The 20475-nt window shown below is 61.2% G+C and carries 18 protein-coding genes and 2 pseudogenes; 6 read left to right on the top strand and 14 right to left on the bottom strand.

What is annotated here, in order from left to right; translation table 11 throughout:
* Positions 1-5: 5 nt before the first annotated feature.
* The 4 genes from M0D66_RS30635 (at position 6) to M0D66_RS30620 (ending at position 2825) form a co-directional block, all read left to right on the top strand.
* Positions 6-1088, top strand: a complete 1083-nt coding sequence (locus M0D66_RS30635; RefSeq protein WP_211707941.1) for a formylglycine-generating enzyme family protein — start codon at positions 6-8, stop codon at positions 1086-1088.
* 26 nt (positions 1089-1114) lie between these two features.
* Positions 1115-1879: a MetQ/NlpA family lipoprotein gene (locus M0D66_RS30630; RefSeq protein WP_244869860.1), complete on the top strand. Its 765-nt coding sequence runs from the start codon at positions 1115-1117 to the stop codon at positions 1877-1879.
* Between the two features lie 119 nt (positions 1880-1998).
* On the top strand, positions 1999-2532 hold the full coding sequence (locus tag M0D66_RS30625; protein WP_244869859.1) for a hypothetical protein: 534 nt from the start codon (positions 1999-2001) through the stop codon (positions 2530-2532).
* Complete coding sequence (locus tag M0D66_RS30620) at positions 2502-2825, top strand: hypothetical protein (RefSeq protein WP_244869858.1); 324 nt, start codon at positions 2502-2504, stop codon at positions 2823-2825. The genes M0D66_RS30625 and M0D66_RS30620 overlap by 31 nt, the downstream gene beginning before the upstream one ends.
* On the opposite strand, the gene M0D66_RS30615 is transcribed toward M0D66_RS30620, so the two are convergent.
* The 13 genes and pseudogenes from M0D66_RS30615 to M0D66_RS30555 all read right to left on the bottom strand — a co-directional run bounded on the left by M0D66_RS30615 (position 2822) and on the right by M0D66_RS30555 (position 17089).
* Positions 2822-4060 carry an HlyD family efflux transporter periplasmic adaptor subunit gene (locus M0D66_RS30615; protein ID WP_093634822.1) on the bottom strand — a complete coding sequence of 413 codons (1239 nt, stop codon included), beginning with the start codon at positions 4058-4060 and terminating at the stop codon, positions 2822-2824. The genes M0D66_RS30620 and M0D66_RS30615 overlap by 4 nt on opposite strands.
* The gene (locus tag M0D66_RS30610) at positions 4061-5605 is read right to left on the bottom strand and encodes an efflux transporter outer membrane subunit (RefSeq protein ID WP_211707939.1); all 1545 of its coding nucleotides are present in this window, start codon (positions 5603-5605) and stop codon (positions 4061-4063) included.
* A 152-nt stretch (positions 5606-5757) separates the two neighbouring features.
* Positions 5758-6636: pseudogene (locus M0D66_RS30605) on the bottom strand (glycosyltransferase family 2 protein); the annotation flags it as partial.
* A gap of 10 nt (positions 6637-6646) precedes the next feature.
* Positions 6647-8158 (bottom strand): DHA2 family efflux MFS transporter permease subunit, encoded by a 1512-nt coding sequence (locus M0D66_RS30600; RefSeq protein ID WP_244864001.1) that lies wholly within the window; start codon positions 8156-8158, stop codon positions 6647-6649.
* A 98-nt stretch (positions 8159-8256) separates the two neighbouring features.
* Complete coding sequence (locus tag M0D66_RS30595) at positions 8257-9582, bottom strand: glycosyltransferase (RefSeq protein ID WP_211707938.1); 1326 nt, start codon at positions 9580-9582, stop codon at positions 8257-8259.
* Between the two features lie 9 nt (positions 9583-9591).
* On the bottom strand, positions 9592-10161 hold the full coding sequence (locus tag M0D66_RS30590) for an isoprenylcysteine carboxylmethyltransferase family protein (RefSeq protein ID WP_211707937.1): 570 nt from the start codon (positions 10159-10161) through the stop codon (positions 9592-9594).
* A gap of 149 nt (positions 10162-10310) precedes the next feature.
* Positions 10311-11129, bottom strand: a pseudogene (locus M0D66_RS30585) (alpha/beta fold hydrolase); the annotation flags it as partial.
* 489 nt (positions 11130-11618) lie between these two features.
* A complete protein-coding gene (cls, locus tag M0D66_RS30580) occupies positions 11619-12881 on the bottom strand; it encodes a cardiolipin synthase (protein WP_266212441.1) in 1263 nt (420 codons plus the stop codon).
* A 312-nt stretch (positions 12882-13193) separates the two neighbouring features.
* Entirely contained in the window at positions 13194-13679 is a 486-nt protein-coding gene (locus M0D66_RS30575; protein ID WP_093634829.1) for a hypothetical protein, read from the bottom strand.
* A 22-nt stretch (positions 13680-13701) separates the two neighbouring features.
* A complete protein-coding gene (locus M0D66_RS30570) occupies positions 13702-14499 on the bottom strand; it encodes an H-NS family nucleoid-associated regulatory protein (protein WP_211700385.1) in 798 nt (265 codons plus the stop codon).
* Between the two features lie 179 nt (positions 14500-14678).
* On the bottom strand, positions 14679-15017 hold the full coding sequence (locus M0D66_RS30565) for a hypothetical protein (RefSeq protein WP_093634831.1): 339 nt from the start codon (positions 15015-15017) through the stop codon (positions 14679-14681).
* A gap of 298 nt (positions 15018-15315) precedes the next feature.
* Entirely contained in the window at positions 15316-16389 is a 1074-nt protein-coding gene (locus M0D66_RS30560) for a DUF6765 family protein (RefSeq protein WP_211700384.1), read from the bottom strand.
* Between the two features lie 352 nt (positions 16390-16741).
* Positions 16742-17089: an FKBP-type peptidyl-prolyl cis-trans isomerase gene (locus M0D66_RS30555; protein ID WP_233465191.1), complete on the bottom strand. Its 348-nt coding sequence runs from the start codon at positions 17087-17089 to the stop codon at positions 16742-16744.
* Between the two features lie 269 nt (positions 17090-17358).
* On the opposite strand from M0D66_RS30555, the gene M0D66_RS30550 reads away from it, so the two are divergent.
* Positions 17359-18648, top strand: a complete 1290-nt coding sequence (locus M0D66_RS30550) for an NRAMP family divalent metal transporter (RefSeq protein ID WP_211707934.1) — start codon at positions 17359-17361, stop codon at positions 18646-18648.
* A gap of 76 nt (positions 18649-18724) precedes the next feature.
* Here the strand turns inward: M0D66_RS30550 and M0D66_RS30545 are convergent, their stop codons facing one another.
* Positions 18725-19591: a carbon-nitrogen hydrolase family protein gene (locus M0D66_RS30545; RefSeq protein WP_211707933.1), complete on the bottom strand. Its 867-nt coding sequence runs from the start codon at positions 19589-19591 to the stop codon at positions 18725-18727.
* Positions 19592-19886: 295 nt separating this feature from the next.
* Here M0D66_RS30545 and M0D66_RS30540 point away from each other — a divergent pair.
* The coding region (locus M0D66_RS30540; protein ID WP_301773186.1) for a hypothetical protein at positions 19887-20475 on the top strand (589 nt) is incomplete at its 3' end.

Here is a 20475-nt window from a genome sequence, read left to right as displayed (position 1 = left end):
CCGCCATGTCCGTCCGCTTCAAACTGAAAAGCACCGCGGCGTTGTACGGCGCCTATGCCGCAATCGCCACGGTCGCTTTTACCGCGGCCTTTACCGCCGCGATGGCCGCCTCGGCGGCATTGAGCGGCGGGAAGCAGAGCGCATTCGACGAACTGAACCGCTCGCGCACTTTAGTGGCGCTCGGTTCCGAACAGCAATGCGAGCGCTATGCCGGCCTGCCTTCGCGCTGGCGCGACGATCCGAAAGCCGGCATGGTGCATCTGCATGGCGGCAACTTCGTCTTCGGCAGCAAACTCGGGTATGAAGACGAGCGCCCTGCCGGCGACGGCCAAACCCACGTCGCCGGCTTCTGGATCGACCAGACCGATGTGACGAATGCGCAGTTCGCCGCATTCGTGAAAGCCACGGGTTACGTCAGCGATTCGGAGCGCCAGGGCGGCGCTGTGGTTTTTCATACGCCGACGCGCGAAGAAATGAACGCGCGCGATCTGGCGTGGTGGACGTGGGTCAAGGGCGCCGCGTGGAATCATCCGACGGGGCCCGGCAGCAATCTCGATGGCCGCATGAACCAGCCGGTGACGATGGTCACGCAGGCTGACGCGCTGGCCTACGCGCGTTGGCTCGGCCGCGATCTGCCGACCGAAGCCGAGTGGGAGTATGCGGGCAAAGCCGGCCACGAAGGCGCGGATCTCGACACTGCACCACGCGACCAACGCGGCAAGCCAAGTGCGAATTATTGGCAAGGCGTGTTTCCCGTGCTGAACACCAATGAGGATGGTCACATTGGCCTCGCGCCAGTCGGTTGCTATGCGGCGAATGATTTCAAGCTCTACGACATGATCGGCAACGCATGGGAATGGACGAGAGACATCTACAGCGGCCCGCATCAGTCGCACACCAATGGCGATACCGCGGCAGTCGCACCTGCAAGCCGCAAACACGACACGCCGATGGTCATCAAAGGCGGCTCGTTCCTGTGTTCGCGCGACTATTGCGTACGCTATCGGGCGGCGTCCCGCGAACAGCAGGAAGCGGATTTGCCGGCCTCGCATATCGGCTTTCGTACTGTCTTGAGGGATGCATCGTGAAACCACGCGCGTTCATCACAACGGCGCTGCTGATTGCAGCTTCGTGGGTCCATCCTGCGCACGCCGCCGCATCGCAGGTAGTCAAGATCGGCGTCACCGCCGGTGCCCACGCGCAGATCATGGACGAAGTACGGAGTATTGCCGCCACGCAAGGCCTTACGCTCGACGTCGTCGTCTTCGACAAGCCCGATGGCATCGACGCCGCGCTCGCCGCAAAACAGATCGATGCTGCAAGCTTCGAAGACGGGCCGAGCCTCGCAGCGCAGCGCAAACAACACGGCTACGCCTTGACGAGCGTCGCGACCACCGTCACATTTCCGATCGCGCTGTATTCGCGCAAATTGACGAACCTCGGCCAGTTGCAGCGAGGCGCGACCATTGCGATTCCCGACGACCGTGAAGGCACCGCGCGCGCCTTGATCCTGCTGCAAAATTTCACGCTGCTGACCTTCAAGGACAGCGCCGGTTTGCATGCCACGCTTGCCGACATCACGAGCAACCGCTTGAACCTGAAAATCCGCCAGGTGCCGCATGCTCGCCTGTTCGACAGCTTGAACAGCGTGGCCTTCGCTGTGATCGATAGCAGCGATGCGGCACGCGTCGGTCTTTACCCCGCACGCGATAGCCTCGGTCTCGAAGACGCGCGCTCGCCCTATGCCAACGTGCTGACCGTGCGCGACGGCGACCGCACTGAACCGTGGGTCGCGCAACTGATCGGCGCCTATCACTCACCCGAGGTCGCGCATTTCATCCTGACGCACTATCAGGACTCGGTACGCCGGCCATGGTGAGCACGTTTTCGTTCGCGTGCTCGGCGTGCGGAAAATGTTGCAACAGTCCGCCAGCGATGTCGTTGCCGGAACTGTTCCGACATCGAGATCGGTTCATCGGCTGCATTGCGATTGGGCGAGTGCCCCGCAAGCGATTGGGTGAAAAGCTTCGGGTCGGCAAATACGAAACCGTACTCGACGAGACTGGCGTCGCCGCCTTCGACGCCATCGCGGATACGCTGCTGCATCGCGCGGGCGACACGTTCAGCCTCACGACGCAGGGTTACGACTACCCTTCTCTTGCACGCTGCCCGGCGCTGGAAGAGGATGGACGCTGCGCGATTCACTTCGACGGCAAACCGCTCACGTGCGAAGTAGTCCCGCTCGATCCACTCGTGCCGGATGCGTTGCAACACCTGGTATTGGCTGGACGCAATCAGAGTGCCGCCTATCTCGGCACCGATTGTATTCAGGAAGGCGACCGCGCTGACGGCAAGCTGATGGTCGCAGAAGGCCGCATTGAAGACGAGGCCGCGAGAGATGCACTCGCACGCCGCCGTGAGTCACTCGCAACCGAAAGTAAGGTATGGGGCAGGCCGTATTCGAAGCGCTGCGCAAAGAGCTATTCGAGTCGCCCGCCGCGTTGGCGCGCATTCCCGCGGGCGGGTTTCTGAGCATTTCCATCGTGCCGGCGCTATTGGCTGTAGCAGGTGTTTCAGCACGCTGCCGCCAGTTGTCCCTCGACTATATCGACAGCCAGCTCGCTTTGATCGAACGCTCCATTGCACAAGCGCTGCTACGCCGCCGGCTGGATGACCGGCCGATTACGCAGGAATTGCGAGCATTTGCCGGCGCTTATCAACGCGCGAAAACAATTCTTGCCGTACCTGTCCGCCCAGGTGACGAGAGCGGCAATCCGTCTCAAGTATCGGAGGTCGAAGCGTATCTCAGCGGCGCAGATTGCTAGTCAGCAGCACCACCACGGTCACTATTGTCCCGGATGATTTGTGCGATCAGCGCATCCGCATCGCGCGAAACGTTATCGTGAACGCGGGTACTCTGCGCGGCCGCCGGCGTATCGTTGCCGATCAGATGACCGCTGCGCACATGCGTATCCACCGACACCTGCATCGACAGGCCGAGCCGCAACGGATGCGCCGCGAGTTCGGCCGGGTCGAGCGAAATCACGATTGGCACGCGCTGCACGACCTTGATCCAGTTACCGGCGGCGTTCTGCGACGGCAGCATCGAAAACGCACTACCCGTGCCAGCCGAAAAGCCCTCCACGTGCCCCTGATACACCACTTGCGAGCCGTACACATCCGATACGATGCGCACCGGCTGCCCCACGCGCATGCTGCGAATCTGGCCTTCCTTGAAATTCGCCTCGACCCACAGACGCTCGAGCGGAATGATCGACATGAGTGCGAGCCCCGGCCCGACCTGCTGGCCGATCTGCACCGAACGCTGTCCGACCGTACCGTCGACGGGAGAAACGACCGTGGTGCGTTGCAGATTCCGGTAAGCAAGCCGCAATTGCGCCGCAGCTTGCAAAACCGGCGGGCTGGCTTCGACCGGGAATTTACCGCCGAGCGCGCGGGCGGCGTCGAGCTGGACTTGCGCCGAGGCGAGATTCGCTTGCGCGACTGCTACTGCTTCGCGGGCGCGCGCCAACTCTTCCGGCGACACGACTTCCACTGACGCATGATCGCGCGCCGCCAGCGCACGCTGCGCCAATGCGAGTTCGGCGCGGCGCGCGTCGATCGATTGAACGTAGAGCTTGCGCGAGATCGTCGCGTTGGCCACTTGTCGCACGGCGAGCGTCAGCTGCGCTTTAGCCTGCGCGAACGCGGCGGCCGCTTCGGCGTCGTCGAGTTTGACGAGCGGCTGGCCTGCGCGGACCTGCCGTGTGTTCTCCACCAGAATATCGGTGACCGTGCCTGGTATCTGCGCCGCGATCTGCACGATGTTGCCGGCCACGTAGGCATCGTCGGTCTCTTCGAAGAAGCGCGCGCTTAAGCCCCAGTACGTCAGCCACGCCATACCGGCGAGCGCCGCCACGCCGAAGAAAACGGCAAAGCGCCGCCGGCGCGCCGCCCGTTTCGCATCGTGCGCGTCGCTCGTTATGCCTGCCGCGTTTGCCGGGTTTGCCTGCTCCTCGGTCCAGCCCGCGGCATGTTGTGCCTGTTTATCGTTGTGCATTCAATCGAAGTGCGTATCCGTGATGCGTGCGTGAGAAGGAAAGGTGGTCTGATAGTGAGAAATCGGTGCGCCCGCCACCTTGCGTACGTCAAAGCCGCCACCGAGCGCGCCGACCAGCGCAACCTGCAGCATTCTGCGGCGGCCCTGCAAATCCACTTGCTGCGCGCGTTCGTCGAGCAAGGACAGGTCGGCCAGCGTCACGTCCTTCTGCATGCCGATACCGCGGCGATGCCGCTCTTCAGCAATTGCGACGATATGCGAGGCCGCTTCCACGGCGCGCGTCTGCTCGGTCGCGAGCGTATCGACCGTGCGCAAGGACGTCAGTTGACGCGCGACCTCGCCGAGCGCCTCGTCGACAGTCTTGTTGTAGAGGCCGACCGCAGCGTCAACGTTGGCGTAATCGCCGCCTAATTGCGCGTGCAAACGGGTCCGGTCGAAAATCGGCAGGGAGATCGCCGGTCCCACCGAGCCGGTCAACGCCGCGCGTGAGAAAAGCGCGCCGGGCGTCAATGCTGTCAGCCCGGCAAACGCCACTAGATTCACGTCGGGATAGAACTGGGCTCGTGTGGCATCGGTGTTGGCGAGCGCTGCTTCGGCCCGCAAACGCGCCGCCACGATGTCGGGCCGGCGGCCCAGCAGATCGACCGGCAATTGCGCAGGCATCGGCGCATCGGCCGCCGCGGCCAGTTGCGGACGATGAAGCGACAAACCCCGCTCTGCGCCGCGTCCCGTCAACACGCCGATCTGCAACTCAGTCAGCTTGATGCGCTCGTCGTTGAGCGCCTGCTGTGAGGCGAGCCGGCTTCGCTTGAGTGTGGCGTCCGCCGAGTCGTACGCGTTATCGATGCCGCGCGCGCCACGCTCTCGCAAGACCGCATCGACCTTATCCGCGGCCTGTTGCTTCTGCAGCAGAATGTCCTGCATCGCGAAGGCGCGGTCGAGTTCACAGTAGAGCGTCACGAGCGCGACCGTCAGCGTTAGCCGCGCCTGCTCGGCATCGATTCGCGCGGCGTCGCGCGTGGAGAGCAGACTGCCGGTCAGCGCGGCATTCTTGCCCCACAGGTCGAGTTGGTAGCTCAGGCCCGCGAACAACGCGGCCGGCGACACCACCGGATCATTGAACAACTGCACCGGAATCTGCTGGCCGCCGACAGATACGTTAGCCACGTCGTTCGGCTGCGGTAAGCGGGCCTTGCTCACTGTCGCGCCCGCCGTGCCGGTGAGGCCGGTGAGCGAAGCAAACTGTTCGAGTTGCGCCTGCGCGGCGCCCACCCTCGCCTTGGCGATCTGCAGGTCGGGATTGTTTTGCAAGGCTTCAGCGGTCAGCTCATCCAGTTGCGGATCGCGGTAACGCTTGACCCAATCAGGCGCGGGCCACGCCCCGTTCGCGCCTGGCCCGATGGTCTGCGAAAGTGCATCGGTGGATGGCTTGATCGGTTTGACGTTCGCTTGCAGGCCCGCGTCGCTCACGCAACCGCTCAGCGCTGCTGCAATCAGCAGCGGCGGCAGCAGCAACGGCAACGTGCGTGGCTTGGGGAATTGCATAGACCGTCTCATGAGTGCCGGGTAAGGGACATTGCAGGTTCTCCTGCTACCGGCGTATTCGTCTCGCCAAGCCTCGCCGGGCTAGTCGCATTAACCAGATTCGCGGTCCTGGCAACTTTGGCCGCGAGTCGCGGACGCGTGCGCTCAAGCGGCCCCATTCGTCCGAAGAATCCATCGAATAGACCCAGTGCTATCGCATTGAGCTTGGCCAGCTTGTCCTTTTCAAGCAGCGCAATCTGCACGATTTGCCAGAGCGTCAGCACGTTCGGTACGATGGCGACCGGCAGGCGCATTCCATACTGCAGCGCAAGCTGCATTGCGTTTCGCGCGCTGTAATAGCGGCGGAAACCGGGGTGATTCATCGTCGTCAATTCCAGAGAACCCAGCTTGTGGCGCCGCCGTGAGCCGATCCGATGCAGCAGTACAAGTGACGGCACCACGTACACCGGTACATTACGCAGCAACGCACGCAGGCAGTATTCGGTGTCGACGTGGTCGATAAAAAGCGTTTCATCGAAGCGGCCGAGCCGCGCGAACGCCTCGCGTGAAATCACACAGCCGGACGAAATCAGAAACGCGCAGCGTTGCATCGCGGCGTCGGCGTGTATCGACAGCCGCTCCACCGCCAGACCGCTCGTCGCGAGTTCGGGCAGGAAGCGTTGATCGTTTTCATCGAAGACGCGCGGGCCCGCTAAAAATGCCCGGCCACTCATCGACGTGCACCGGTCGCGCATCACCGCGAAGTAAGCGTCTGGCGCCTCGGAATCCTGGTCGAACAGCGCGACTGCATCCGCGCCTGCGTCGAACAGCGCGCTCAGGCCGCAATTGAAGGCGCCGGCAATGCCGTTGCGATTACCGTGATGCAGCAACGCAACGCCCGCCTCGCCCAACACCATCGCGGCGCGCGCGTCCGGCAACGGCGAGTTGTCGACTACCAGCAGGCGGTCGCACGCCGAACGCATCGCCACCGCGCGCGCGAGCTGCTCTTCACTCGGATGAAACAGGATGATCAATGCGCCCAGGATCGTCATTCGAAGTTCCTCAGTGACCTAAAGCCATCGCCGCGCCGCGCTTCGGACGCGTGAGCCACATCATCGCGGCGAGCACGAGGCAGGTGATGCTTGCCATGTAGAACATGTCGCCGGTCGCCATCATGTAGGCCTGTTGCTGCACGACGTGATGCAAGGTGGCGAGTTCGCGCGCGCCGTCGATGCCCATGCCGTGCAGACCCTGAACGAAGCGCTGCGTATTGCCGGACGATTTCGTCACGGACTGCGCGACGACGTCGTAGTGATATAGCGCGCGGTTATCCCATAGCGTGACGCTCATCGCCGTGCCGAACGCCGCCGACAGCGTGCGCAAAAAATTCGACAGACTCGAGGCCGCGGCAAGCTTGTCGTCGGACACGCGCGAGAGCGTTGCAGCGGTCAACGGAATGAAGAAGCACGGCAAGCCGATGCCCTGAATCAGACCCGGCGTGATGATTTGCGTGAAGGTCATGGTCAGCGTGAAATGCGCATCCCACCACAGCACGCCCGCGAACACGAGAAAGCCGAAAGTCGCGAGCACGCGCGCGTCGAAGCGGGCCGCATAAATGCCGACCAGAATCGAGAACACCAGCGCGAGCACGCCAAGCGGTGCGGTGGCGAGGCCGGCCTGGTACGCGGTGTAGCCCATCACAGCCTGCAGCCAGAGCGGAAAGATCACGCCGACTACCGAGAAGCTCATCATGCCGAGCGAAATGATCAACACGCAGAACGAAAACGTGCGATCGCGGAACAGGCTCAGATCGATTACCGGATGCCGTTCGCCCGCCTCCCAGATCAACAGCGACACGATCGCCAGGCCGGCGACGATCGCGAGCGTCAGGATCAACGGCGAATCGAACCAGCCGCGGTCGTGACCGAGATCCAGCACCGTCTGCAGCGAGCCGACGCCGACGACCAGCAAGATAATGCCGGGCAGATCGATCGGCACTGCCTTGCCAACGGGTGCATCGCGGCGCAGCAGCGTCATGCACACCGCAAACGAAAAGATGCCGATCGGCAGATTGATGAGGAAGATCCACGGCCACGAGAAATTGTCGATGATCCAGCCACCCACCACCGGGCCGAAGATCGGCGCGAGCAGCACCGTCATCGCCCACAGCGCGAGTGCCACGACACGCTTATCCGGCGGAAAGGTCCGCAGCAGGATCGTTTGGGAGAGCGGCACCATCGGCCCGGAAAAGAGCCCCTGCAATGCCCGGCATACAACCAGAAGATGAAAGTCGCCTGCTATGCCGCATAGCAGCGACGTCAACGTGAAAAGGATCACCGCGCCGAGGAACAACCGCGTTTCGCCGACCCGCCTCGAGAGCCAGCCCGTCAAGGGCACGGCGATGGCGGCGGCCACGGAGTACGAACTGATCACCCACGTGCCCTGGCTGTTGGACACGCCAAGGCCGCCGGAAATCGCCGGTACCGCAACGTTGGTTACCGTCGAATCCAGGACTTCGATAAACGTGGCCAGCGACAACGCGAACGTCAGCAAGGCGAGCCGCGCACCGCGCATGCCGGGTGTGCTGCGCTCGCCGGCGGGGCCAATGCCGGAGCCGACGCCGTGCGCCTCGTCAGCCGACGCAGCGTGCTTCGGCAATGGCGTGGCGGCGCTCATGCGCTATGCCCGCTGTCTGCAAGTGCCGGCATAGACACGCGGCCGAGGCTTTGCGCGCGCACGCCGGCGGGCACGAAACTTTCGATATACCGTGCGGCCGCCTCGCAGCCATCCGGCAACGACGCAAGCCGGTCCTGCACGCGCCCGCACTGCGTCGCAATCGACGGGCTGCCGAGCACATGCTTCAACGCACGCGCAAGCGCCTGCGGCTCCAGTGGCTTATCGAGCCGAACGCCGCAACCACTCACGACGACACGCTGCGCGTTATCGAACTGATCGTGCGCGAACGGCGTCACCACTTGCGGAATGCCGGCAGCATACGCAAGCGCCGCGGTGCCGATGCCGCCGTGATGCACCAGCGCCCGGCAGCGCGGCAACAGCTTTTGCAGCGGTACGTAACGCCGCTTGAGCAGCGCACCCTGTGCACCCATCTGCGCACTTGTTTGGGCGGCTGGCGCATCCGGCGTCAAAAGAATCCCGCGCAACCCGCTTTCCGCCAGCGCCGCGCTCACTGCATCCGTATAGCGCGCCTGATCGATCAAGGTCGAACCCGCGGTGAAAACCACCGGCCGCTCGCCCGCGGCGAGAAAGGCTTCGAGTTGGGGATCGGGCGCCTGCACGCCCGTGTCGTTGAACAGCGGAAAACCACTGAGGCAACGCGGCGACGGCCAATCCGGCTGAGCTTGCGCGAACCAGTCAGGAAAGAGACACAGCACACCATCGGTCGAATGCAGCCACTCGCCGAAAATGCGGCGCGCCGGTGCGAGCCCCAGTTCCACGCGCAACGCATTCAATGCGGGGCCGCAGATCTTGTCGAGTACGTGGCGCTCGATCAGTCGCAGCAGCGCCGTTTTTAGAGCCAATGGCAAGCCGCGCGGAATGGTCAACCGTGGGTGTGTGGGCGGCGCATGCGCGGAGAGCAGCGTCGACGGCGAGACCTGCACCGATACGAACGGCACCCGATACAGCTCCTGCATCAACCGCGCGGAAAAAGCCCACAACGTGCCGACCAGCACGGTGTCGCTGTCGGTCAACGCAACCAGCGTGTCGAAATGCGGACACAGCGTCGGCGCAATCACTGCCCACAGCGTGCGGAATGACGTACGTGGATGCCATAGCGCCGGGTTCGTCATCGCCGCTTCATATTCGGCCGCAGTGCCGATCGAAACGAATGCGAAACCCTGGCGCGAGGCGGCCTCCGCGAACGGCGGATGCGTGCAGAAGACAATCTCGTGACCGCGCGCGGCTAATGCCGCGCCGATGCCGAGCAAAGGATGCACGTCGCCCGCCGAGCCGATCGCGGTGATGATGACTTTCGCCATTCAGGTCGCTCAGAAGAGACCGGGAATCAGCGCGGCGACGTCGCGGCGATATTGCGAATACGCACGGCCGAAGTGACCCGTCAGCCAACTCTCCTCGACCCGGACCTTGTACGCCAGCGAGGCGAAAATCAGCACTAGCCCAGCCACGCCACGCCATTGCGCGCCGATCAGCACAGCACCGAGAAGCGCCAGCAGGCAGCCGGTATAGATCGGATGACGAACCAGTCCATAGGGTCCGCTGCGCACCAGCTCGTGGTCTTCCTTCAGCGTGACCGAGACGCTCCAGTTGGTGCCGAGATGCAGCCGCGCCCAAACGGAAAACGCAAGGCCAGCTAACAGCACGGCCAAGCCCATCAGCTGCAGCGGCCCGATCGCATGCGGATCGAAGGACAACGCCGCTGTGTTGAAGTCCGGCAGGATGATCAGTGCGCCTCCGCCGATCAACGGAATCGACTGCAACGTGCGCGACAGAGACGCTTCCTTGCGCGCGGTTTCCTTGACGCGGTTCGACGTCGCGATCCAATACAGCAGCCACAGCGTCCACGGTACGACGATAGTGATGCTCTGAGCGATATTCATGGTGTTTCGACCTGTTGGAACGAGTGATCGGCGGTGGCTTGCAACGCGACGTTCGCGATGGCGGGTTGTTGCACCGGCATGGCGGACGTGCGGGCGGCGAACGTGTCGAAACCATCGAGCCCACGGGCTGGCGCCTGGACCCGCGCGGCGCCGAAGTAATCGAAAATGGCCGTCCGAACCTGGCGCAGTGCGGCCCGCCCTTCGAGATCGAGGAAATGCCCGGCCTGCTCGATCGTGAGAAACTCGGCGCGCTTCAGATGCGCGCTAAGCGAGCGGGCGTCCTCAGGCGTGGTGTAGTCGTCGAGCTCGCCGTTGAGGAATTTCAGGCCGCACTCGATGTTGCGGAACTCGTGCAGATAGTCCTCTGGACGGATAGCCAGAATCTGGTCGACGTGAAAGGCCACCTGGTCCTGCTCATCGCGTGGCAGCGTGGAGAGGTAGCGGTAGTTATAGAGCTTCATGATGCGCGGCAGATGCTGCCCAACGGTATCGTTGAGCAGTTGCGCGGCCTTCAGATTTTCGCCGGCGGCGATGTGGTCGCGCGCCGCGGTCACATACGCGGTCATCGCTGCGTTGAGCCGCGGCGAGAACGACGCAATCACCGCGCGCCTCACGCTGGTGCGCGCCCGCGAGAGCGCCAGCAGCGACGCCACTCCGCCCCACGACACCGATAACAGGAAGCTCGGCTCGAATAAGCCTATTAGATGCAGCAGAATGTCGACTTCATCGTCTTTTGTCAGAACGAAGTCGCACACGTTATGCGTTTTCGATTGACCCGCATAAGGCAAATCGAAACAAATTGGGTTATAGCGTTCGCCGAGGTATTTGATTGTCTGTCCGAACGACGCCGTGGTGGCCAGCGCGCCGTTGATCAGAATGACACTCTCGAAGGCCGGATCGAATACGTGACGTTCAACGTAGACTTTCAGGCCCGCCGGTAGCGGAACAAGGAGTTTTTCGATGGGCATGGCGTATTCGCATGCACTTGCGCAACGCAAATGCGTACCGATACCGCGCCCGCACTCGCGGACGCCTTGCGGCCGTACTACCGGGGATCAGGCCCATGCGATTTGCCTTTAAGTACCATTACGTACCCTTACGCCGGCAAATCCGATCCGCGACGACCGCTGCTGCACCGAAAACACGTACCACTCGACGTGATACCTGCCGGCTCTTCGTGACGCGTGCCTGAACTCAGGTCCGCTTCAATCGAGCGTTCGATGCCTCGTAATATATTTATATGTAATTTCGAATGCGTTGCTTCAATCTCTACAGCACGCCATTCGTTGCTGTCACTCTGCCCTCACTGCGTGAAGACTTCATGTCAATATACGATGACGGAAAGTTTTTTAACATGTTTCAAAAATAAAAGCTAAAAAAAGTCATTGAGCATATGTTCGAAATGGGCGGGAAAATGTTATTGAAAGGAAACAGCAGCGCGTTGCGCAGTCATCGCATCACAGCTGCGTATCCAGCAGCGACGCAAACTTCTCGATCAGCTTCTCCGGAAACGGCCGTCGCAGCCACGCGTCGAGTGTGACCTGGTGCGACTGTCTGATGTCGTCTGCGAAGGTTGCGGTTTGCTGCTTCGCGAAGTCGTGGTCGTAGATATTCAGGTTCGCTTCGTCGTTGAGTTTGAACGAGCGGCTATCGAAATTGGTGGAGCCGACCGAGACCAGGTACTCGTCCACCACCAGCAACTTGCAATGAAACATGGTCGGCTGATACTCGAACATCTCGACACCCGCTCGCAGCAAGTTGCCCCAACAGGCACGCGACGCTTCGCGCACGGTATGGGTGTCGATACGTTTTCCGGGCATGAGGATCTGTACTTTCACACCGCGCTTTGCCGCCTCGACGATCGCATTGATCGTCAGCTTGTCCGGTACAAAGTAGGCACTCGCCAGATGAATAGAGCGGGTTGCCGCGGTGATCGCCATCAGATACATCAACTGCATGTCATCGCTGCCGCCTGAAGGCGAACTGCTGAACATATGCGCGAGGCCGTCACCAACGCCCTCGACTTCCGGAAAGTAGTCGGGCCCATGCAGCACATTGCCGGTCGCTTTAACCCAGTTGTCCATGAACACGGCCTGCATGTGGCCAACCACCGGGCCGGCCACACGAAAATGAGTATCGCGCCAATGTTTTTCGTCTTGTGCGTGGCCGGTCCACTCCGGTGCAATGCCCACGCCGCCGGTAAAGCCGATGTGTCCGTCAATCACCAGCAGCTTGCGGTGAGTGCGATCGTTCATTCGCCCGAGACCGGTCCAATGCGGCTTGTGATACTGGATCACTTCCGCGCCCGCATCTTGAAGCATGTTCAGATAACGCTTATCCATTTTCGACGAGCCCACCCAATCGAGCAGTACATGCACGGCGACGCCTTCGCGTGCTTTGTCCGCCAGTGCGCTGGCGATCTGCTCGCCTATCTCGCCGGACCAGTAAATGAAGGTTTCAAACGTGATGGTTTTACTTGCGGAGCGGATGCCTTCGAGCATCGACGGAAAGATATGTTCGCCGTTCAGCAACATCTCGAAGCGGTTTCCGGACAGTACGGGCGGCCCGAGCAGCAGGCCCATTGAACGGAGAAACTGCGGGTCGTCACTCGTATAAAGCCGTTCGATCTTGTGTTCGATCTTCTTTTCGCCACTCGACAGATTGGCAATCACCAATATGATGACGAGCGTGACAAAGGCGGTAATGGGAATCGTCAGCATGCGTGGCCTCGATGCTAATCGGCAGGACGCGGCGGGCAAGCACCCTGCAGTTCGTGGTTTGCCGTTTGGCGGGCACGCCGGGACCTTAAGCCCGGGTTCTTACTACCTGGGCAGGACGCATTGCGCGTGCCCGTTGCCAGGACCGTGTTTTGCTACATAGTGTGCCGATTGACTGGAGGGGCAGGCATTGGAACGCCCGAACGCTGCGCGAGGCGAGCGTTCAGGCGATGGGACAGACTGGAAAGAGGTCGCGTCACCCAGCGGCAATGAACGCCAACAAGCAGCAACAAGCGGCAATAACCGCCAGGAAGATTAGCGGACCAGCGAGAAGGCTTCCCGCCAGGCGATCTCACCCGCGCCATACACGCCGACCACCGTATAGTCCGACGCCACGCATTCGAACGTCGCACCCTGAAATGTGATGACGAAATGGCGTTGCAAAGGACCAGGCGACGTAACGGCCGAAATCTCAGCGGCCAACGACGAATTCATGACTTCGTGAACCGAGTACCCACTGAGTCCTTGCGACGCGAGTGGATGTATCTCGAGATCGCCGTCACCGGGCGGCCCAAGACGATGAAACACGGCGTCGGGAAATAGCACCGTGCAAAATGGATCATCGTCGGAATCGAATGGTCCGAATCGTTCGAAGTCGGATTCAGCAATCGGATAAGCCAGAATCACCCGGCGGTCGCTGGCGACAATGAATGGTTCGGCGGCGTCGGCTGCCGGGTGAGGAACGGAATCCAGCAGGACGACATGGTCCTCCTGCTGGGGTACTTCGAGCATGCTGGTCATCTACTTCGCGACTCCGTTGCGCTCACGCGCCGGCTTGCACTGACGAGGTTTGCGGCGCTGCGGCGGCGCTCGTCGCGCCGGCTTTGCCTCTACCACCCGCTTTGCGGCCTGGCGCTTTCCTGGCCGTTGCCGTTTTCTTCACAGCAGCCTTCTTTACCGCGGCTTTCTTTGCAGCGGGCTTAGCCGTGCTTTTCTTTGCCGCAGCTTTCTTAGTGGCCGCGGTACCTTTCTTCGCCACTGCCTTTTTCGCCGTCACGACTTTTTTTGCGGCGACATTGCTGGCAGCCGAGGCGCCATCGATCAGAAATTTGGTGCGGTCCTTGACCGTGGCGAGCCATGCCGGCGCCGGCCCGCGTCCACTCCAGGTCGCTCCAGTTTTCGGATTGAGGTACTTGGGCGGCTGTGCGCCTTTAGGCTGACCTTTACTTTTGCCTTTGGCCTGAGTAACCGCTGCCTTTGCCGCGGACTTCAGTTCGCTTGCGCCTTCAATCAGGAATTGAGTCCGGTCTTTCACGGCGGCAATCCAGGCCGGTGCACGCCCGTGACCTGTCCATGTCGCGCCCGTTTTATGGTCGCGGTACTTCGGCAGCGACTTACCTGCGCCAGCGGCTTTTGCTTTGCCACCTGCAGCATGGCCATTCAAGCCGCGCGCGGCGCGTCTCGCCTTTGCCTTTGCTTCGATATCTGCGGTAGTGAGACCGTGCTTGAGCATCAGCTCGCGAATCTGGTCGACCGCAACTTGTGCTTTCCTGGCAATAAGGACGTCAGCTTGCGCCTGGAGCTTCTTAAGCTTTGCTTGGATTTGCTCTAACGTGGGCATTTGATTGCTCCTTATGTGGTAATCGATCGAACTATGCCATGAATAGCGCGAGAAAGGCAGATCTATGCAACTATAAAGGCATCAGGTTTACACGGGAATGCATCCCGTGGAGTACGAACCTTTCGAGCTCACTACTCGATAACCGCATTCCTTAACCTTTCCAATTGCCGGCCAGTCACTCAAATAGGAGTAAAAACGACAACCTGGCGGTCAGCGATATACCTCACACTGCGCATGAACCGGTACTGCTGATCGTCGGCAGTTATCCGGTTGAGTCCCAACTGCGTCAATGCAAGCATCTCGTCGGCCTGGAAGGCGGCCACTACACCGTGATCAGTCAAATCCTCCAACGTGCCGGACGGATTGCCGACATAGATACTGCGCACCTGCGTGCCGATCCGCATCAGAACCACGCTTTCTCCCTCGTCGAGCGCCAGTTCGAGATAGGTGGCAAGCGTTCGTAATGAATCCGGCGTGCAAGCCTGGGCCTGATAGATTGCAGCATTCGATGGCGTCATTTCTGTTTCCCCGTCACCTATGTCAAGAGAAGCCGGCCGCCGTGCAATGCGGCAATAGCCGCTTCTACTATAGGCAAGCATCCGGAGATTCAAAGGGCGGCAGTTCATTTTTTTGCCGGTAAGCCCACGTTACCAATCTCGCAGCGCTGTTTCATCTATGATTGACGCGCACGCGAGCGGCGCGAACGCCGCGAATGGTGTGAACATGAATGGCGTCGCGCGCAATGGCGCGAGCACGAATGGCATGAATGCGGCCGCTGGGGCGGCTATTGAAATAACGCGCAAAAGCGCCCTCTTTTCAGGCGATCCGCAATCCGTGAGCCGGCAGAATCTCCTGCGTAATCACAAAACGGTGCTCTTTGACGGCGTCGTGAAAGCGCCGGTAATCACTTTTCTCAAAGATGTCGCTCCACCGGGGGCGGTCCCCGCTATCGTCGTCGGACTGCAAACCGGTGGCCTTATATTTCCAGGAGCCGAGCCCCTTGGCCACATAGTCCGGAACCGACTCCGACAGGCCTGGAATGACATCGGTTTTCACCGCTTCGCAAATGGTCTGCAGGCGCTTGTTGTCGTCCAGATTCCGATTGGTGTCGAGAAGCTTCGTGAGTGCGGTTTTGACATCTTCCGGCAGGCCTGGCTGGGATTCAAAATCTTCCCGTCCCGCGACATAGCCGCGCACCGCACGGCAAGTCATCTCGGCCGCCTGCATGAACTCCGGCAGATTGTGCCTGTCGACGCGCTCATTTCTACCGTCGGTGTAATGCCATTTTGCCCACGGCTGATCGGGATAGTGCAAAGCGGCCCCATGACCGACAGGCAGTGCAAGCGTCAGCACATCTTCCTCGACGTGTTCGACCAGATGCCGGGTTGCGCGGGTAAGACGGGCAAGCCAGCTTTCCTTCGTGCAATCTTCCGCCTCCAGCATATGAACGCGATTCATCGGGCTTTCGATACCGGCGAAGCCCTGGTGGGCCCACGTATCGACGTACGCGTGAAGCGTCACACCCAGGCGGTGCAATGCCGTATCGGTGCCCCGCTGCCGGATCGCCCGGCGCACCACCTCGCGAGCAACTGCGCTATCCGGCCGGCACACCGCCTTCTCTTCGAGCGTCTCCCCCTCGCCGGCAGGCAGAAAATGAAATGGCGTCCACACCAGACGATTCTGGTCGTCTTCCGTATTGGTGTAATCGAATAGCTTGTGCGCCGTAGCAAAGCGCTCGAATGTCTCGCCGCCGGCAAAACGCAGTATTCCTGAAGTGGTCGCGTCGTCGACATACTGGCAGGCATGGGCCACCGTGAGCGCCTCGGCGGGCGCCATCCCGCCGATACGGGCGACGATATAGACCACCCCGTAGTGAAAGTCGATATTCATGGAAAACGCTCCTGAGGCGCGACGAATGACGGCTAGATATTCCGGAATGCGCAAAGCGGCGATTGCAGTGTTGCCGCACGCGCAGAGGGTAAACGACCGAGTGCAACAGGACTTAAAAAAAGAATGCCACTACTTTTAGGGGAACACATACGCCACGCCCGCCGACCGAAGCGAGAACTTCTTTCCTTTCAGGAAATCCCGTTGATCGTGAATACGTCAGGTTAGATCACCGCGAGAGCGGCGCGGTTTTTATCACAGATAGATTTCAGTGGGCAAATGCAGTGCCCTGAAAAAGAAAAACCCCGCTTCGATCTCCGGAGCGGGGTTCAGTCTCAGCGCACTTCGCGCGGTATTACTTGACGATACCTACGAGTTCGACTTCAAACGTCAGGTCGCTATTCGGGGGAATCGGACCGACTCCGCGCTCGCCATAGGCCGTGGCCGACGGGCAGGTCAGCTTGGCCTTTTCGCCGACCTTCATCTTTTGCACGCCTTGCGTCCAGCACGGAATCACGCGATTGAGCGGGAAGGTTGCCGGACCGCCATGCTTCGCCGAGCTATCGAACTCGGTGCCGTTTGCGAGCGTGCCGCGATAGTTGACCTTGACGACATCGTCTGCGGCAGGCTGGGCGCCCGTGCCCTGCGTAAGATGTTCAACGATGACGCCGGAAGGCAGTTTCTCAGTGGTGGAAGCGGCCATCGCCGTCGAAGAAAGAACAGCCGCGGCGACCAAAGCAACGATAGATTTCAAAGCGAGTCTCCAGGTGGGTAATGCGTGTCATTGTAGCGGATGACATGTTGCAGGCCGTTGACCGCCGATGCTGGGCAATCACAGACGCAAAGGCAGTTGAGCGGCAGAGTCCGTGGCACAGAGAATGCTACTTCCTGACGAGCGGCACGTAGGGTCGCCCCGGCGCGCACGCGCGCTTTGCAAGTGACTCAATACGGTTCCTTTCGCAGGCGGATGCCATGACTACTGAAAACCTGGAACCGGAACTTGTCGTCGAAGATATCGGCGAACGCTCCTGGATGAAGCGGCTCGGTCCCGGTCTGATTACCGGCGCCGCCGACGACGATCCGAGCGGCATCGCCACCTATTCGCAGGCCGGCGCGCAATTCGGCTTTGGATTGCTATGGACGTTGCTGATCACCTACCCGCTGATGGTGTCGATACAACTTGTCAGTGCCCGCATGGGACGGGTAACGGGCAGCGGACTCGCAACCAATCTGCGCCGCCACTACCCCGCTCCGCTTTTGTATCTCGCGGTACTGGTGCTGCTCGCGGCGAACACCATCAATATCGCGGCCGATCTCGCGGCAATGGGCGCCGCCGCAAAACTGGTGATCGGCGGCCCGGTCCAACTCTACGTCGCGTTGTTCGGCACGGCCTCCCTGCTGATGCAGGTATTCATTCCCTACGAACGCTACGCGAGCATTCTGAAATGGCTGACACTCACGTTGTTCGCTTACGTCGCCATCATCTTCGTGATTCCGATTGATTGGAAAGCAGTCGGACTGAGCATCGTGAAACCACCGGTTCAACTGTCCGGCGGTTATCTGACGACCGTGGTTGCGGTACTCGGGACGACCATCAGCCCGTATCTCTTCTTCTGGCAGGCATCGCAGGAAGTCGAGGAGATCCGCTCGAATCCCGCGCAGCAATCGCTTTTGCGCGCACCGATGCAGGCGGCCGCACAACTGAAGCGAATCAACATGGACACGTGGGTCGGCATGGCCGTTTCGAACGGCGTGGCGTTTTTCATCATGCTTACTGCCGCCGCCACGCTACACGCGCATCACATTGAAGTGAAAACCACCGCCGATGCCGCCAGTGCGCTCAAGCCGATTGCCGGCAACCTGGCGTTTGCGCTGTTTAGCCTCGGCATTATCGGCACGGGTCTGCTGGCGTTGCCGGTGCTGGCGGGTTCGGCCGCCTACGCGGCTGCGGGCACGATGAAATGGCGCAATAGTCTGGCGTTACAGGTACGTCTGGCGAAGCAGTTTTATGGCGTGGTCGCGGTGGCGATTCTCGGTGGTATTGCGCTCACATTCATGCGGCTCGACCCGATCAAAGCGCTGTATTGGAGCGCGGTAATCAACGGCGTCGCAGCCGTTCCGATCATGGTGCTCGTGATGGTGATGGCGGCCAGCCCCAAGGTGATGGGCCAGTTCGTCGTGACCGGCTGGTTGCGCTGGCTCGGCTGGATCGCTACCGCAGCAATGGGGCTCGCTGCGGCCGGCATGTTCTGGCCGGGATGATTGCTCGCGTGAACTTATTCGACGTCCAGGCCGAGTGACGGTAACGGCACGCTTTGTGATCTTGCCGCGCGTGCGGTTAATCCAGACGATGCACTACGTACTCACCCGCTGTCTCAGCGACGTGCGCCTTGAAGTCCGCGAGCATTGTTTCGCGCTCTCGGACATCGGCCAGCACAGTTGGATCGAGTAGCGCGGTAATCACTTCCTCGCGATCGCGGCTCGCTTCCGTCACGACGTCGCCATACGGGCCCCAGATCGCGCTCGCGCCGCACGTTTCCCAGCCGCCTGTAGTGCCGACGTGATTCGACAAGAGCACGTACAGGGTGTTGTCAAAAGCACGCGCGGGAAACCAGATGCGCGACTGATGATAGCCAGTCTTCACGCTAAAGAGCGCGCTCACCAGGTAAGCGTGCGCGCCGTTTACAGCGGCGTTGCGCGCGTGCTCAGGAAAACCGGAGTCGTAGCACACGCCGAGCGCGAGCCGCCAGCCGTCGATCTCAAGCATGCAGCCTTGCAAGCCGGCCTGATAGATCTTTGTCTCGCCGCTGTAGAGATGCTGCTTGTGATACGACTCGATCAGCTCGCCTGCGCGGTTGAACACTAGCGACGAAATATGAAGGCCGTCCACGTTGCGTATGCCGCGTGTCGCCGCACCGACGATTACGGCGATCTCGCGCTCGCGGCAAACTTCGCGAATCGGTTCGAGCCGCGCGTCGTGTTCGTCGAAGGCGTATTTCGCGGGGTCGCCGGCAATCAGGTCAGGTTCGTAGCCACTTAGGAATTTCTCGGGGAAGACCACTAGTTTCGCGCCGCGGTCGGCGGCGATGTTGGTCAGTTCGACCGTTCTGGCGATGTTCGCCGTGACGTCGCCGGACACCGGTTGCGCTTGCGCCGCCGCAATTCGCAATGGTGCTTGCGGCAGCGAGACCTGTTTGTTGTTCAACGCAGACTCCGTTTTGCGCAATGCGCAACGTTGTAAATGGACTGATGCGGTGCGGCCGCCGGGGGTTGGCTTTGGCGTTTTATGCGGTGAGCGTGACCCGGTATTTAATCATGGACGGCACTTTATCAGGCGGAGGTTGTTTGCGTTTTCATGAGTCGCGTTGAGTGGATGTTCTTTGAACTTAAGAAGGCAGGTGATTGAAGCGGCGCGGGCGGCCGTTTGTCGGCCGCCCGCGCGCTAAGGATTGCAAGATGCGTTAGTGGCCGTTGCCGTGTCCGCCGCCGTAACCGCCACCATGGCCGCCACCGAAGCCTCCACCGAAACCACCGCCATGGCCCTGGCCGCTGCTGCCTTTGCCGCTGCTGCCTTTGCCGCCGTCGCCTTTGCCACTGTTGCCGTGGCCACCGTCGCCCTTGCCACCGTCTCCATGGCCACCGTTGCCATGACCTCCATCGCCGTGGCCACCGTCGCCTTTGCCACCATCTCCATGGCCACCGTTGCCATGACCGCCATCGCCGTGGCCACCGTCACCATGACCGCCGTCGCCATGGCCGCCATCACCATGGCCACCGCTTCCATGACCGCCGTCGCCGTGGCCGCCGTCACCATGACCGCCGTCGCCGTGACCGCCATCGCCATGGCCACCGCTGCCATGACCACCGTCACCATGACCGCCATCGCCGTGGCCGCCATCACCATGGCCACCGTCACCATGACCGCCATCGCCGTGACCGCCATCACCATGGCCACCGCTGCCATGACCGCCATCGCCATGACCTCCATCGCCGTGGCCACCATCACCATGGCCACCGTCGCCATGGCCGCCATCTCCATGACCACCGTCACCATGACCACCGTCACCATGACCACCATCACCATGACCC

It is taken from the genome of Paraburkholderia sp. SECH2 (assembly GCF_030464795.1).
Lineage (GTDB): Bacteria > Pseudomonadota > Gammaproteobacteria > Burkholderiales > Burkholderiaceae > Paraburkholderia > Paraburkholderia aspalathi.
Note: the sequence above shows the minus strand (reverse complement) of the source record. Positions and strands in the feature narration are given on the sequence as shown.

Coding starts and splice junctions, on each gene's coding strand:
- M0D66_RS30635 (WP_211707941.1), top strand. CDS start 6: ATGTCCGTCCGCTTCAAACTGAAAAGCACCGCGGCGTTGTACGGCGCC.
- M0D66_RS30610 (WP_211707939.1), bottom strand. CDS start 5,605: ATGCAATTCCCCAAGCCACGCACGTTGCCGTTGCTGCTGCCGCCGCTG.
- M0D66_RS30615 (WP_093634822.1), bottom strand. CDS start 4,060: ATGCACAACGATAAACAGGCACAACATGCCGCGGGCTGGACCGAGGAG.
- M0D66_RS30575 (WP_093634829.1), bottom strand. CDS start 13,679: ATGACCAGCATGCTCGAAGTACCCCAGCAGGAGGACCATGTCGTCCTG.
- cls (WP_266212441.1), bottom strand. CDS start 12,881: ATGCTGACGATTCCCATTACCGCCTTTGTCACGCTCGTCATCATATTG.
- M0D66_RS30560 (WP_211700384.1), bottom strand. CDS start 16,389: ATGAATATCGACTTTCACTACGGGGTGGTCTATATCGTCGCCCGTATC.
- M0D66_RS30590 (WP_211707937.1), bottom strand. CDS start 10,161: ATGAATATCGCTCAGAGCATCACTATCGTCGTACCGTGGACGCTGTGG.
- M0D66_RS30595 (WP_211707938.1), bottom strand. CDS start 9,582: ATGGCGAAAGTCATCATCACCGCGATCGGCTCGGCGGGCGACGTGCAT.
- M0D66_RS30600 (WP_244864001.1), bottom strand. CDS start 8,158: ATGCGCGGTGCGCGGCTCGCCTTGCTGACGTTCGCGTTGTCGCTGGCC.
- M0D66_RS30555 (WP_233465191.1), bottom strand. CDS start 17,089: ATGGCCGCTTCCACCACTGAGAAACTGCCTTCCGGCGTCATCGTTGAA.
- M0D66_RS30565 (WP_093634831.1), bottom strand. CDS start 15,017: ATGACGCCATCGAATGCTGCAATCTATCAGGCCCAGGCTTGCACGCCG.
- M0D66_RS30550 (WP_211707934.1), top strand. CDS start 17,359: ATGACTACTGAAAACCTGGAACCGGAACTTGTCGTCGAAGATATCGGC.
- M0D66_RS30570 (WP_211700385.1), bottom strand. CDS start 14,499: ATGCCCACGTTAGAGCAAATCCAAGCAAAGCTTAAGAAGCTCCAGGCG.